13 protein-coding genes are annotated in these 15,302 nt (G+C 45.5%); all 13 read left to right on the forward strand.

Translation table 11 applies throughout. The annotated features are described in order from the left end of the window. Positions 1–11 precede the first annotated feature (11 nt). The 13 genes from rpoC (at position 12) to rplV (ending at position 15,298) form a co-directional block, all read left to right on the forward strand. A complete protein-coding gene (rpoC, locus tag GJV44_RS00260; protein ID WP_226806525.1) occupies positions 12–4,259 on the forward strand; it encodes a DNA-directed RNA polymerase subunit beta' in 4,248 nt (1,415 codons plus the stop codon). A 2,411-nt stretch (positions 4,260–6,670) separates the two neighbouring features. Then, positions 6,671–6,865: an HRDC domain-containing protein gene (locus GJV44_RS04525; RefSeq protein ID WP_226806526.1), complete on the forward strand. Its 195-nt coding sequence runs from the start codon at positions 6,671–6,673 to the stop codon at positions 6,863–6,865. Between the two features lie 290 nt (positions 6,866–7,155). Continuing rightward, complete coding sequence (gene rpsL / locus GJV44_RS00270) at positions 7,156–7,536, forward strand: 30S ribosomal protein S12 (protein WP_226806527.1); 381 nt, start codon at positions 7,156–7,158, stop codon at positions 7,534–7,536. A gap of 167 nt (positions 7,537–7,703) precedes the next feature. Then, on the forward strand, positions 7,704–8,174 hold the full coding sequence (gene rpsG / locus GJV44_RS00275) for a 30S ribosomal protein S7 (RefSeq protein ID WP_226806528.1): 471 nt from the start codon (positions 7,704–7,706) through the stop codon (positions 8,172–8,174). 125 nt (positions 8,175–8,299) lie between these two features. Then, entirely contained in the window at positions 8,300–10,402 is a 2,103-nt protein-coding gene (gene fusA, locus GJV44_RS00280; RefSeq protein WP_226806529.1) for an elongation factor G, read from the forward strand. A 48-nt stretch (positions 10,403–10,450) separates the two neighbouring features. Then, on the forward strand, positions 10,451–11,641 hold the full coding sequence (gene tuf / locus GJV44_RS00285) for an elongation factor Tu (protein ID WP_226806517.1): 1,191 nt from the start codon (positions 10,451–10,453) through the stop codon (positions 11,639–11,641). 112 nt (positions 11,642–11,753) lie between these two features. Continuing rightward, a complete protein-coding gene (gene rpsJ / locus GJV44_RS00290) occupies positions 11,754–12,065 on the forward strand; it encodes a 30S ribosomal protein S10 (RefSeq protein ID WP_226806530.1) in 312 nt (103 codons plus the stop codon). 183 nt (positions 12,066–12,248) lie between these two features. Continuing rightward, positions 12,249–12,905: a 50S ribosomal protein L3 gene (rplC, locus tag GJV44_RS00295; protein ID WP_226806531.1), complete on the forward strand. Its 657-nt coding sequence runs from the start codon at positions 12,249–12,251 to the stop codon at positions 12,903–12,905. Positions 12,906–12,907: 2 nt separating this feature from the next. Further along, positions 12,908–13,528, forward strand: a complete 621-nt coding sequence (gene rplD, locus GJV44_RS00300; RefSeq protein ID WP_226806532.1) for a 50S ribosomal protein L4 — start codon at positions 12,908–12,910, stop codon at positions 13,526–13,528. Continuing rightward, positions 13,525–13,839, forward strand: coding sequence for a 50S ribosomal protein L23 (gene rplW, locus GJV44_RS00305; RefSeq protein WP_226806533.1), 315 nt, complete (start codon positions 13,525–13,527; stop codon positions 13,837–13,839). Before rplD ends, rplW begins: the two co-directional genes overlap by 4 nt. A gap of 2 nt (positions 13,840–13,841) precedes the next feature. Beyond that, positions 13,842–14,669, forward strand: a complete 828-nt coding sequence (gene rplB, locus GJV44_RS00310) for a 50S ribosomal protein L2 (RefSeq protein ID WP_226806534.1) — start codon at positions 13,842–13,844, stop codon at positions 14,667–14,669. Between the two features lie 10 nt (positions 14,670–14,679). Beyond that, entirely contained in the window at positions 14,680–14,955 is a 276-nt protein-coding gene (gene rpsS / locus GJV44_RS00315) for a 30S ribosomal protein S19 (protein ID WP_226806535.1), read from the forward strand. 13 nt (positions 14,956–14,968) lie between these two features. Continuing rightward, positions 14,969–15,298, forward strand: coding sequence for a 50S ribosomal protein L22 (gene rplV, locus GJV44_RS00320; protein WP_226806536.1), 330 nt, complete (start codon positions 14,969–14,971; stop codon positions 15,296–15,298). The last annotated feature ends 4 nt before the right edge of the window (positions 15,299–15,302 follow it).

A 15,302-nucleotide genomic window follows, 5' to 3' on the forward strand; every position in this document is an offset into this window, starting at 1 on the left:
GGAGAGAAGCGATGAAAGCTTTGCTCGATCTATTTAAGCAAGTCCAACAAGAAGAAGTTTTTGATGCAATTAAGATAGGGCTAGCCTCGCCGGACAAGATCCGGTCGTGGTCGTTCGGTGAAGTGAAAAAGCCGGAGACTATCAACTACCGTACGTTTAAGCCAGAGCGCGATGGTTTATTTTGCGCAAAGATTTTTGGCCCAATCAAAGATTATGAATGCCTGTGTGGTAAGTATAAGCGCTTGAAGCATCGGGGAGTAATCTGCGAGAAGTGTGGTGTTGAGGTAACGCTCACAAAGGTACGCCGCGAGCGCATGGGCCATATTGAGCTAGCTTCGCCAGTTGCACACATCTGGTTTCTAAAGTCACTACCGTCGCGTTTAGGCATGGTGCTAGACATGACGTTACGCGATATCGAGCGCGTGCTGTACTTTGAAGCATATGTTGTAATCGATCCGGGTATGACATCGCTTAAGGCGCGGCAAATCATGACCGAAGAAGATTACTATAAGATCGAGGAGTACGGCGATGATTTTCGAGCCGAAATGGGCGCGGAAGGTGTTCGCGAGCTTCTACGCTCAATCGACATCGATGCGCAGGTTGAACAGCTGCGCACAGAGCTAAAAAACACTGGTTCTGAGGCTAAGATCAAAAAATACGCGAAGCGCCTAAAGGTACTTGAGGCATTCCAGCGTTCTGGTATAAAGCCGGACTGGATGATTCTCGAAGTGCTGCCGGTGCTACCGCCGGAGTTGAGGCCATTAGTACCGCTAGATGGCGGCCGGTTTGCTACATCCGACCTCAACGACTTATATCGTCGTGTAATTAACAGAAACAATCGGTTGAAGCGTCTACTTGAACTAAAAGCACCAGAAATTATCGTTCGCAACGAAAAGCGGATGTTACAAGAGGTAGTTGACTCGTTACTCGATAATGGACGCCGCGGCAAGGCGATGACCGGTGCTAATAAGCGACCACTAAAATCGCTTGCCGATATGATTAAGGGTAAGGGTGGCCGCTTCCGTCAAAACCTGTTAGGCAAGCGCGTCGACTACTCGGGTCGCTCGGTAATTGTTGTCGGTCCGACGCTCAAGCTTCACCAGTGTGGTCTCCCAAAGCTGATGGCGCTCGAGTTATTTAAACCATTTATCTTCAATAAACTGGAGGTTATGGGTGTCGCGACGACAATTAAAGCCGCTAAAAAAGAAGTTGAAAGTCAGACACCAGTGGTATGGGATATTCTCGAGGAAGTGATCCGCGAGCACCCAGTGATGCTAAACCGCGCGCCGACGCTCCACCGATTAGGGATCCAGGCGTTTGAGCCAGTGCTAATCGAAGGCAAAGCAATTCAACTACACCCGCTCGTGTGTGCAGCCTTCAATGCCGACTTCGATGGTGACCAGATGGCCGTACATGTACCCCTGTCGCTCGAAGCGCAGATGGAGGCACGCACGCTTATGCTCGCATCTAACAATGTACTATTCCCGGCTAATGGTGATCCGTCGATTGTGCCGTCACAGGACATTGTACTTGGCTTGTACTACGCGACACGCGAAGCGATTCATGCGAAGGGTGAGGGCATGATATTTACTGGCGTGGACGAAGTTTTGCGGGCGTATGAGAACAAGGAGGTAGAGCTGGCCTCACGCGTCAACGTGCGAATCACCGAGATGGTAGCTAACGAAGATTGCTGCGATAATTCGCCGAAGTTCGTTCCAAAAGTTGCACTGCATTCAACTACTGTCGGCCGTGCAATTTTATCGGAGATCTTGCCGGTTGGCCTGCCGTTCAGCGTGCTAAATAAACCCCTGAAGAAGAAAGAAATTTCTCGGTTGATTAATACTGCTTTCCGCTGTTGTGGCTTACGCGAGACAGTCATTTTTGCTGACCAGTTGATGCAATCTGGGTTTAGGTTAGCTACGCGTGCTGGGATTTCGATCTGTGTGGACGATATGCTGGTTCCACCGCAAAAAGAAATGATTGTAGGCGAGGCCGCTAAAAAGGTAAAAGAATATGATCGTCAGTACATGTCTGGTCTAGTTACTGCCCAGGAACGTTACAATAACGTAGTCGATATCTGGTCAGCAACGTCTGAGTCGGTCGGAAAAGCGATGATGGAACAGCTATCAACTGAACCAGTAGTTGACCGAAATGGCCATAAAACGCGACAAGAGTCGTTTAATTCTATCTATATGATGGCAGACTCTGGTGCCCGTGGTTCGGCAGTTCAGATTCGCCAATTAGCGGGTATGCGCGGTCTAATGGCAAAACCAGACGGATCAATTATTGAAACACCGATTACTGCGAACTTCCGAGAAGGCCTGAACGTACTGCAGTATTTTATCTCAACTCATGGTGCACGTAAGGGCTTAGCAGATACCGCGCTGAAGACTGCGAACTCAGGATACCTGACTCGTCGTTTAGTGGACGTGACGCAGGACCTAGTAGTAGTCGAGGAAGATTGTAGTACTGGTCAGGGTGTAGCGATGAAAGCTCTAGTCGAAGGCGGTGAAGTTATTGAAGCGCTACGGGATAGAATTCTCGGCCGCGTCGCGGTAGCCGATATTATCCATCCAGAAACTCAGGAGATACTCTACGAATCAGGCACATTACTAAATGAAACTACGGTTGAAAAAATTGAGCACCTTGGTATCGATGAGGTACGCGTGCGCACACCTTTGACTTGCGAAACGCGCTATGGATTATGCGCAAAGTGCTATGGTCGAGATCTTGGGCGCGGGTTACTAGTAAATGTAGGCGAAGCGGTCGGTGTAATCGCTGCACAATCGATCGGCGAACCAGGTACGCAGTTGACAATGCGCACGTTCCATATCGGCGGTGCCGCATCGCGCGCAGCGGTGGCGTCTAGTGTTGAAGCAAAGTCTAATGGTACCGTACGCTTTACCTCGACAATGCGCCACGTTACAAGTTCAAAGGGCGAACAGATTGTTATTTCTCGCTCCGGCGAAGTTATCATCGCGGATGACTTCGGCCGAGAGCGAGAACACCATAAGATCCCATACGGTGCAACGCTGCTACAGTTAGATGGGGTGCAGATTAGAGCAGGTACACAGCTTGCGATATGGGATCCGATGACCCGTCCGATCATTACCGAGTACGGTGGCACAGTAAAGTTTGAGAATGTTGAGGAGGGCGCAACAGTCGCGAAGCAGATTGATGAAGTAACCGGCTTGTCAACGCTTGTTGTGATTGACACAAAGCGTCGGGGCCCGCAGTCCTCTAAGAGTGTTCGGCCGCAAGTCAAACTGCTCAATTCGACCGGCGACGAAGTAAAGATTCCAGGAACTGAGCATGCTGTACAGATTGGTTTCCAGGTCGGCGCGTTAATCACAGTAAAAGACGGTCAGCAAGTACAGGTTGGCGAAGTGCTAGCGCGGATTCCGACAGAGTCGCAAAAGACGCGTGACATTACTGGTGGCCTGCCACGGGTTGCTGAGTTATTTGAAGCGCGTTCGCCAAAAGATGCGGGCATTTTAGCAGAAGTCACTGGGACGGTATCGTTTGGAAAAGACACAAAAGGAAAACAGCGCTTAGTTATAACAGACCTAGATAACAATCAGCATGAATTCCTAATTGCGAAAGAAAAGCAGGTTCTTGTGCACGATGGCCAAGTTGTTAACAAAGGCGAGATGATTGTCGATGGGCCTGCCGACCCGCACGATATCCTACGTTTACAGGGTGTCGAGGCACTTGCGCACTACATCGTTGATGAAGTGCAGGACGTATATCGTTTACAAGGCGTAAAGATCAATGATAAGCACATTGAAGTAATCGTGCGTCAGATGCTTCGGCGTGTACAGATCGTCGATAACAGTGATACGCGGTTTATCCCTGGTGAACAAGTTGAGCGTTCGGATATGCTCGACGAGAACGACCGAATGATTGCGGAGGACAGGCAACCAGCAACCTATGAGAATGTGCTACTTGGCATTACCAAAGCGTCTTTATCTACTGATTCATTCATCTCAGCCGCATCATTTCAAGAGACAACGCGTGTGTTAACTGAAGCCGCAATCATGGGCAAGCGAGACGACCTTCGTGGCCTAAAAGAGAATGTAATAGTCGGTCGCTTAATCCCCGCCGGTACAGGACTTGCATTCCACAAAGCCCGCAAGATCAAGGAGATAACAGACGGCGAACGTTTCAAGCAGATTGTAGCAGAAGAAAAGTACACAAGCCCATTTGACTTTGTTAGGCCAGAAGCGCCGATCGAGCATTTGCATGTAGAAAACGAGTGATTTATACCTAGCTGACACTAAGCTAATTAGTGTCAGCTTCTACTTGTAAGAATATGATAGCGCGATTAGTTAATCTCTATATATTAGCAGGATATAATCCTATAAATATTTATGTATACATAAAAGTATGACAATATTAAAAATTAATACTGAACTATAATAGTTTGCGGTTTCTAGTTTCTTAAAACAAAAAATAATAATTAGTTAATAATATTTTTCACAGAAAAATATGTATTTCGAACTTCCTTTTCTGTAAAAAATACAGTTATTAAAATTAATAAATACATGATCGCAGTATCATAAATATTATATAGTATAATTTCAGAATACAGGTTATTAATTCTGATATTAGAGAGTAAATCTGGTTTTTTATAGAAAATATTTAAAAATTTAGAAAAATTGAGTAATTATAAATTGTTATACTTATATTATAAGTCAGAATGCGATGTTATGAGCTGATTAAATAAGCGTAAATATCGTAAGATAGTACTAATAATATATTTCTATAAAATAATAAAAAATTTGATTATCTAAAAATCGGGATCTGAATTTTTTTTGGTACTAATACTATTTAAGTATGAAACATTAGTTAGACGATAGTCTAATTTTCGAAACAGGGTATTGCGCATACAGTAACGCGAAAAATTTTTCGTGACGATGAATATATTCAAATCTATAGAACGATAGAAAATATCGAGCAAGTCGTTACTTAAAATCGAAGCTATAAATTTTATATTAAAAAAATAATATAGAATTTACTTAGATGAATTAATAAAATTAGATGGTTCTGAAGTGCCTTAATAAAAATATTTTTTCCAAAAACTTGTTAACCAAGAGTTAACTAAAAAATAATTTATTAAAATAAAACATTAGTTTACTAAATACATATATAAACTCTTAAAACTTATCCAATAAAATTGGAAAACATACTAAGTCTCTTGGTTCTATTCAAAATATAGAAAAAAATAATAATAGTGTAAGCATGAAGTGATCGCAGGGGTTAAGTAATTGGTTGATGCGTAAATAGCGAAGATATCTTCTACATCCGTAGAGAGAGTGACCTAATAAGGTCATATTATTGCTGATTTTCCTGTTATTTAGTCTATCTATATTTCCTGGTATCGTTTTATGATGAGGTACAGTAAGCAGTTGAGTGTGCAGAGATAATTTACGTACATAGTGGTTCAGCGAACAGATTAAGAGCGTCCAGCAATATTATACTGAAGAGAGTCTAAATATACGATGAAGCCTACTGTGTGTCGCAGTGGGAGCGTTATTTTAGGCCTAAATATGGGGCAAACTATCCATACTGCACAAGTAATTCCCTCAAGTACCCCCCACATCGCGTAGACCGCGCCTTCGTCGCCAGATATGCTGACACGAGAAAGAAATTATTGAACAGCTTGCGTTAAATCACTCTCGGGTTTTCATTTTAAGCTTCAAGCGACTGAACATTCATTACTAAATTATTGAGAAAATAACGTCTGCTTGCAATTACTTAATTTTATTCGGGTCCAGCATACCCCACATAGACGGCACGAACGATTCAGGTATTATTTATTATCTATCGCGACGTAAGGTTGAAGATGCGGCTTAACTGGCTAATACAATGAGAATTGTTCATGCTAGCGTAGCATGCTAGTGTAGACGCATAACTTCGCTAGAAGAACTAGCAGGTTTTCTTATGCGAGGAGGATGCTGTGATGTGCACAATAATCGAATATAAATAGGGATTGATGATAGCCTGAATCTAATGCATAGATGGCCTATGAACTAAGCGACGTTGTGCAACAGCGCAAAATAATCGATAAGTATAGGTCTGACAAGTTGCACAAGAAAGTGCACACAGCAAAAATCAAGCGGTGTTTAGATTGTATGAGGTAGCTGAATGCTGATGCGCGCATTTGCTGAGCTATTTTAGTAAAACAAGCCAGCTAAGTGGTAATTGTGATGCTTGCCTAGAGCCCCCAGTAACTGGAGACGGAACTTATAAAGTACGAATGACGCTTTCTGTATATACCGTGCGCAGCGTGCTAGCGACTGTTAGTATGGAGTAGGTCATCTGATGATGGATATATTGCGCGGCAATAAAATCGAGCGTTCCAGGAGGCACGGGCATTTTAAGCACTTTTAGTATCGGCTCGGCTTTCTTGCAGGGGCGCAATAGAAGACGTTTCCGGCCAGTTAATCACGTTATCTTAGTTTTTCGTTAATCACACAGAGGTCGGGACGTATTGGTATATTGGTACTTACGAAGGCGAGTAGATCTGTATTAATAGATACGTGTAATATTACACTACGTTAGTATATCCAATCAAAACAACTGAAAGAAGCAGTTATCACATACAATGAGCACACTAAGATAACGGCTAGCATATCACGGTCCTGGCGCGCATGCTGGAGGGCAGGTTTTGCGCGCATGGCGCAGCAAGATAGCTAAGGCTAACTCTGTACCGGATTATGTGATTTTGCATCACTCAATGTTAGCCGAACTAGCTCGCAGTAGGCCTGTTTTTCATGAGGCACTACGTAATATAGTAGGTTTGGGTGCGAGCAAGTTCAAGTGCGTCACTGACGCACTACTCAAAATAATTAGTACTGCTTAGTAGTGATAGTCGCTCTCAGTATATAAGTTAATACATAAAACCTGTTGACTCACTTGAAACTTTCGGTTTATTATGATGTGCTGTGGTATTTTTTAACTAAAATTTCTTCTATTCGCATTGCTCATCGCCACCCTAGCTAAAGGTGAGCCGACCATTTGCTACAATAGAGGGCGATAGCACTATCGCCGATAATATTCAAATTTTACTTATTGGGTGGCATGCAGGCGGTCATTTTAGGCTGCCCCCTTAGGTTTGCGCTATCCAATTTTGTTTATTTCTAGGAATCAACAATGCCAACTATTAATCAATTGGTGCGCAAAGGCCGCAGTTCTGGACATGCGAAGAGTAGTAGCCCTGCTTTGCAGGACTGTCCACAGCGTCGCGGTGTGTGTACCCGTGTATATACTACAACGCCTAAAAAGCCAAATTCGGCACTTCGCAAAGTCGCAAAAATTCGCTTAACAAATGGTTTCGAGGTTATCTCATACATTGGTGGTGAAGGACACAACCTACAAGAGCACTCGGTTGTACTAATTCGGGGCGGACGGGTTAAAGACTTGCCAGGCGTTCGTTATCATATGGTGCGCGGCTCGCTCGATACACAAGGAGTGAAGGGCCGCAGGCAAGCTCGCTCAAAGTACGGTGCAAAGCGCTCTATAGCAGGAAAATAATCTATATCGCTCGTTGATACAAAGCGTTTTTTGCTGGGTTATTCGGCACTGTCGGGTAAGTAATTATACCCGTTCAGGCAGGTAAGAGCTGTAAGATAAATCAGATAAGCGGGGTAGCCGCATAGTGGGAAAAATCATCACTCCCACTGAACAGTTAAAGGAACAAAATGCCGCGTCGTCGCGAAGTCCCTAAGCGGGAAATATTGCCGGATCCAAAGTTTAGTAATGTTGATGTTGCAAAATTCATGAACGTACTTATGCTATCAGGAAAAAAGTCAGTAGCTGAGCGCATTGTATATGGGGCCTTCGAGCAAATACAGGGAAAAGCTGGTAAGGACCCACTAGAGGTATTCACTGTCGCATTGAGTAACGTAAAACCAGTAGTTGAGGTAAAAAGCCGCCGCGTTGGAGGTGCAAATTACCAAGTTCCGATTGAAGTACGCCCTTCACGCCGTATGGCATTAGCAATGCGCTGGTTACGCGAGGCTGCTAAGAAGCGTAGCGAAAAATCCATGGCGCTTCGCTTGGCTGGTGAGTTGTTAGAAGCTTTAGAAGGTCGGGGTGGTGCGATGAAAAAACGTGATGAAGTACATCGAATGGCGGAAGCAAATAGAGCTTTTTCGCATTTCCGTTTCTAATAGCTGCATAGGCTATCCTGGCAAAAAAATTCCGGGCGGGGGGTGCGCTTGTGATGCGCTCTCGCCCGGTTTGTGTTAAGGCGCACCGTGGTTCTCGCGCTGCGCAATCTTCTTGAGAGATTAAAGTGGCTCGTAAGACCCCTATCGAGCGTTACCGAAATATCGGTATCAGCGCTCATATTGACGCCGGAAAAACTACGACGACTGAGCGAATCTTATTTTACACCGGTGTGAACCACAAAATCGGCGAAGTGCACGATGGTGCCGCAACGATGGACTGGATGGCACAAGAACAAGAACGTGGCATCACGATCACCTCTGCAGCAACAACAGCGTTTTGGAAGGGTATGGCTAACAACTACCCAGAACACCGTATCAATATTATTGATACGCCTGGGCACGTAGATTTCACGATCGAGGTTGAGCGCTCAATGCGTGTTCTTGATGGCGCATGCATGGTTTACTGCGCGGTTGGCGGCGTACAGCCTCAATCAGAAACAGTTTGGCGTCAAGCCAATAAATATAAGGTGCCACGGCTTTTGTTCGTAAACAAGATGGACCGTACGGGTGCAAACTTTTTCAAGGTGTATGACCAGTTGAAAATGCGCTTAAAGGCTAATCCAGTTCCAATTGTCGTGCCGATTGGTGCAGAAGAGTCATTTAAAGGTGTCGTCGACTTGTTGAAAATGAAGGCAATTATTTGGGACGAGGCATCACAGGGAACAAAATTTGAATATATTGATATACCAATCAGGCTCGTCGACATATGTAACAAGTGGCGCGAAAAGATAATTGAGTCGGCGGCTGAAGCAAACGAAGCGCTGATGGAAAAGTATCTCGCTGGCGAAGCGCTGACAGAAGCTGAAATTGTCAAAGCGCTACGTGATCGCACAATCGCCTGTGAAATCCAGCCGATGTTATGCGGGACCGCCTTCAAGAATAAAGGAGTGCAGCGTATGCTAGACGCGGTAATCGACTTCTTGCCATCGCCGATAGATATTCCGCCAGTTAAGGGCGAAATGGAGGGTGGTGAAAGTACAAATCGTCGCGCGTCCGATGATGAGAAATTTTCGGCACTTGCGTTTAAAATTATGACGGACCCATTTGTCGGGCAATTAATTTTCTTCCGCGTATATTCGGGTGTTGTTAATTCTGGCGATACTGTACTAAACTCGACGAAGGGCAAGAAGGAGCGCATCGGCCGAGTTTTACAAATGCACGCAAACCAACGCGAAGAAATCAAAGAAGTACGCGCTGGCGATATTGCTGCTGCAGTTGGTTTAAAAGAGGCAACCACTGGCGATACGCTGTGCAATATAGCCAACCCAATTGTACTGGAGCGCATGGTATTTCCGGAACCAGTAATCTCACAGGCTGTCGAGCCGAAAACAAGAGCCGACCAAGAGAAGATGAGCATTGCGTTACATCGCCTGGCGCAAGAAGATCCATCGTTTCGTGTACACACCGACGAGGAATCGGGTCAGACAATTATTTCGGGTATGGGTGAGCTACACTTAGAAATTTTAGTAGACCGGATGAGACGCGAATTTAACGTCGAGGCGACGGTTGGTAAGCCACAAGTAGCTTACCGTGAAACAATCCGAAATTCCGCAATAGATATCGAAGGAAAACTTGTTAAGCAGTCTGGCGGACGCGGCCAATATGGCCATGCGGTAATAACGCTAGAACCCAATGAACAGGGTAAGGGTTATGAATTTCTTGATGAGATTAAGGGTGGTGTAATTCCGCGCGAGTATATTCCTGCAGTTGACAAAGGCATTAAGGAAACGCTGAAAAGCGGCGTACTAGCCGGTTTTCCGGTTGTCGATGTAAAAGTGCATTTAACATTTGGCTCGTACCACGATGTAGACTCTAGCGAAAATGCATTCCGGATAGCTGGTTCGATGGCGTTTAAGAGCGCGATGCATATAGCGCATCCTGTGATTCTCGAGCCGATGATGGCAGTCGAAGTCGAGACGCCGGAAGAATATATGGGGAATGTGATAGGTGATCTGTCGGGTCGACGTGGTATTGTTCAGGGGATGGAAGACATAGTCAGTGGCGGAAAGATCGTCCGCGCGGAAGTGCCAATGTCAGAAATGTTCGGCTACTCAACATCACTGCGCTCGCTAACACAAGGCCGAGCAACATACACGATGGAGTTTAAGCATTATTCTGAGGCTCCACGTAACGTAGCTGATGCGATCATCAATTTGAAAATGAAATGATCTCCAGTAGTACAAAATTTATAAAACATTATTACAAGAAGAGAGGTAATGGCCAAAAGCAAGTTTAAACGGACCAAGCCGCATGTGAACGTAGGCACGATCGGTCACGTTGACCATGGTAAGACCACGCTGACGGCGGCGATCGCGACGGTTTTGTCGTCGAAGTTTGGTGGTGAAGCAAAGAAGTATGACGAGATCGACGCGGCGCCAGAAGAGAAAGCTCGTGGCATCACGATTAATACAGCACATATTGAGTACGAAACAGAGTATCGTCACTATGCGCACGTAGACTGCCCCGGTCATGCGGACTACGTAAAAAATATGATTACTGGCGCAGCACAGATGGACGGCGCGATTTTAGTGGTGTCAGCCGCGGACGGTCCAATGCCGCAAACCCGTGAGCATATTCTACTAGCACGTCAAGTAGGCGTGCCGTATATCATAGTCTTCCTAAACAAGTGTGACATGGTAGACGATGCTGAGTTGCTCGAACTAGTAGAAATGGAGGTTCGCGAACTTTTATCTAAGTATGAGTTTCCGGGCGATGATACGCCAATCATCCAGGGCTCGGCAAAGCTAGCGCTAGAGGGAGATAAAAGTGATTTAGGTGAAGCGGCGATTATACGTCTAGCTGCTGCGCTAGATACGCATATTCCGACGCCAGAGCGTACGGTAGATGGCGCATTCTTAATGCCGGTAGAAGATGTATTCTCTATTTCTGGTCGCGGCACTGTTGTCACGGGTCGTGTAGAGCGTGGAATAATTAAAGTCGGTGAGGAAATTGAGGTTGTTGGTATTCGTAATACGTTGAAGACGACGTGTACGGGCGTAGAAATGTTCCGCAAACTACTAGACCAAGGTCAGGCAGGAGACAATGTAGGTATTCTGCTGCGCGGCACCAAGCGCGAAGATGTAGAGCGTGGCCAAGTACTAGCTAAGCCAGGTACAATCACGCCACACACATACTTTACAGCGGAGGTATACGTGCTAAGTAAGGATGAAGGTGGGCGCCATACGCCATTCTTTAACAACTATCGGCCGCAGTTCTACTTCCGTACAACAGATGTAACCGGCTCAATTGAGTTGCCTAAGGACAAAGAAATGGTGATGCCCGGTGATAATGTGTCGATCACTGTTAAATTAATTGCGCCGATCGCAATGGAAGAAGGCCTGCGCTTCGCAATCCGCGAAGGTGGTCGTACTGTCGGTGCCGGTGTGGTTGCCAAGATTATTAAGTAAAGTGGATATGTAGTATACGTAGTATCGGGGACAAGTTAGTCTTTCCTCGTGCGCTCTTTTGATAAGATCATTATGGTGATGTCATATCATCTCGCTCTTTATAGGAAGTATTATGCAAAAGCAAAAAATTCGTATCCGCCTAAGAGCTTTCGACTATAAATTAGTTGATCAATCAGCACGGCAGATTTTCGAGACAGTACAGCGTACAGGCGCGATTCTAGTTGGTCCAATTCCATTGCCACGACGCATCCAGCGCTTTGATCTCTTACGATCGCCGCACGTGAATAAGACGTCACGCGATCAATTAGAAATCCGTACACATCTACGTCTACTAGACATTGTAGATCCAACTGATAAGACTGTAGATGCACTGATGAAACTTGACTTGCCCGCGGGCGTCGACGTCGAAATCAAGCTGCAGTAATGCGGCTTTTCTTTACCGCTAAGTCATTGATTGCTTGAAAAAATACAAATACTTACCTATAATAATAGGTTATTCGTGTTTTTTAATTTTCAATTAAAAGCCGGGTGACAGATAAAATTATTTTTTCTGCTTCGGTGTTTTGTAATTAGCCCCGACCAATCGCAGTCGGGAATGGAGAAAATAATGAGCCTTGGACTCGTAGGTTACAAGGTTGGGATGACCCGTATCTTTACGGCTGACGGCGATTCGATTCCCGTGACTGTATTAGATGTATCTAACAACCGTATAACGCAGATTAAATCTATTAAAACTGATGGTTATGCGGCTGTTCAAGTTGCTTTTGGTAAGCGTCGAGCCTCACGTATAACTAAACCGCTAGCCGGTCATCTTGCTAAAGCTGGTGTTCAGGCCGGCGAGATCTTAAAAGAATTTCGTATTGAAGCTGACAAAACAGCTAATCTATTATTAGGCGCGGTAATTGATATCAACTTATTTACAGTGGGTCAAATGGTTGATGTACAAGGTGTTTCTATCGGAAAAGGTTATACAGGTACGATCAAACGTTATAATTTCAGCTCAGGCCGTGCGTCGCACGGCAACTCGCGCTCGCACAACGTACCAGGCTCGATTGGTATGGCACAGGATCCAGGTCGTGTATTTCCGGGTAAACGCATGACTGGTCACCTAGGTGATGTAACGTCTACTACGCAGAATCTTCAGATTGCGCGTATTGATTCAGAGCGTAAGCTAATTATTGTTAGGGGCGCGGTACCTGGCTCAAAAGGCGGAAAAGTATTCGTGACGCCGGCTGTCAAAGCTTGTCCGAAGAGAGAGGCGTAATAATGGAACTGAAGCTCATAAATGCTCAGGGCCGAGAAAGCGCAAATGTGAATGCGTCAGATATTGTATTTGGCCGTGAGTACAATGAAGCGTTAATTCACCAGATTGTTATTGCGTACCAAGCAAATTCACGTAATAGTAATCGTGCGCAGAAAGATCGTGCACAAGTTAAACATACGACTAAAAAACCTTGGCGCCAGAAAGGCACAGGCCGCGCTCGTGCTGGCATGTCATCCAGCCCATTATGGCGCGGCGGTGGCCGCATATTTCCAAGTTCGCCAGAAGAAAATTTCAGGCAAAAAGTCAATAAGAAGATGTTTCGAGCCGGCATTTGCTCAATCTTATCGCAGCTTGCTCGCGAAGGGCGTCTATCAGTGATCGAAGATATGAATATTGAGACACCAAAGACTAAGATGCTGGCCGATAAATTCAAGGCCATGAAGATTGAATCGGTACTTGTCATTACCGATACTGTTGACGAAAATCTATACCTTGCATCTCGCAACTTGCCACACGTAGCGGTTATTAAGCCTAGTGATGCTGATCCATTGTCTCTGATCTACTTTAAGAAAGTACTGGTCACGAGAGCTGCGGTTGCCAAGATTGAGGAGTTTTTGTCATGAGTGAAATATGCCAGAATGATCATCGTTTAATGCGAGTGTTACGTGCACCGCTGATATCAGAAAAGGCAACGTTAGTATCTGATAAGAACAGGCAAGTTATATTCCATATTGCCCCAGATGCTACTAAACAAGAAGTGAAAGCGGCAGTTGAACTGTTATTCAAAGTTGAAGTCGATTGGGTTAATGTTCTAAACATCAAAGGAAAATTTAAGCGCTTTGGCCGTTTTATGGGTCGTCGAAAAAATATACGAAAGGCGTACATAAATCTGAAGCCAGGTCAAGAAATCAACTTTGAAGCGGAGGCCAGATAATAATGGCACTCGTCAAGCTTAAACCAACTTCGCCTGGCCGTCGTGCAATGGTGAAAGTAGTCAACAAAGAACTGTATAAAGGTAAACCGTGCGCGGCACTTCTAGAGAAAAAAAGCTCCGTAGCGGGACGTAATAATAATGGTCACATTACAACACGTCACAAAGGCGGTGGACATAGACATCACTATCGCGTAGTTGATTTTCGTCGCAATAAAGATGGTATCTTAGCAAGAGTAGAGCGTATCGAATATGATCCGAACCGCAGTGCGAATATTGCTCTGCTATGCTATGCCGATGGAGAGCGACGCTATATTATCGCCCCAAAAAGCGTGACAGTTGGTGCAAAACTGTTATCAGGATTAGAGGCGCCGATTCATGCAGGAAATGCTCTTCCAATACGCAATATTCCGGTCGGTACAACCATTCACTGCATTGAAATGCTTCCAGGAAAAGGAGCACAAATCGCGCGTTCAGCCGGTGCGTCGGCGATGCTGCTGGCTCGTAAGGGTGCATATGCGCAAGTTCGACTGCGCTCAGGTGAAATTCGGCGGGTGCACATCGAATGTCATGCAACGATTGGTGAGGTTAGTAATGAAGAACACAGCCTGCGCCAGATTGGAAAAGCTGGTGCGAATCGTTGGCGCGGTATTCGTCCGACGGTTCGTGGCGTTGCCATGAACCCAATTGACCATCCCCATGGTGGTGGAGAAGGCCGTACAGCAGCGGGTCGCGATCCAGTAAGCCCATGGGGTACGCCAACGAAAGGTTTGCGAACGCGTCGCAACAAGCGCACGACGACAATGATCGTCCAGCGTCGTCATAAGCGTTAAGGAGTAAGCAATGGCACGTTCTATTAAAAAAGGTCCATTCTGTGACGCCCATTTGCTGAAGAAAGTTGAGGTAGCTTCAGCTTCGCGCGACAAAAAACCAATTAAAACGTGGTCGCGTCGTTCGACAATATTGCCGGATTTTATCGGCTTGACGATTGTGGTACACAACGGCCGCCAGCATATTCCAGTGTATATATCGGAAAATATGGTTGGCCACAAGCTCGGGGAATTCGCGTTAACCCGTACATTCAAAGGGCATGCAGCCGATAAAAAGGCTAGGAAATAAGGGACCAATCAGGATGGAAGTGAAGGCAATTCATCGCGGTGCCCGCATTTCAGCGCAGAAAACGCGTCTTGTGGTCGACCAAATTCGCGGTTTACGGGTTGATAAAGCGCTAAATATTCTAACTTTTTCGCCAAAGAAAGCAGCGGGCATAGTTAAGAAAGTAGTGTTGTCAGCGCTCGCTAATGCGGAGCATAACGAGGGTTTAGATATTAACGATCTGAAAATCAAGTCAATCTATGTTGACAAAGCGGCTTCACTAAAGCGTTTCACTGCTCGCGCGAAAGGTCGCGGTAACCGTATTGAGAAGCAATCCTGTCACATCACCGTGACGGTCTGGAACTAAAGGG

The sequence above is a fragment of the Candidatus Vallotiella adelgis genome (assembly GCF_020541305.1).
In the GTDB taxonomy this organism is placed as follows: domain Bacteria; phylum Pseudomonadota; class Gammaproteobacteria; order Burkholderiales; family Burkholderiaceae; genus Mycetohabitans; species Mycetohabitans adelgis.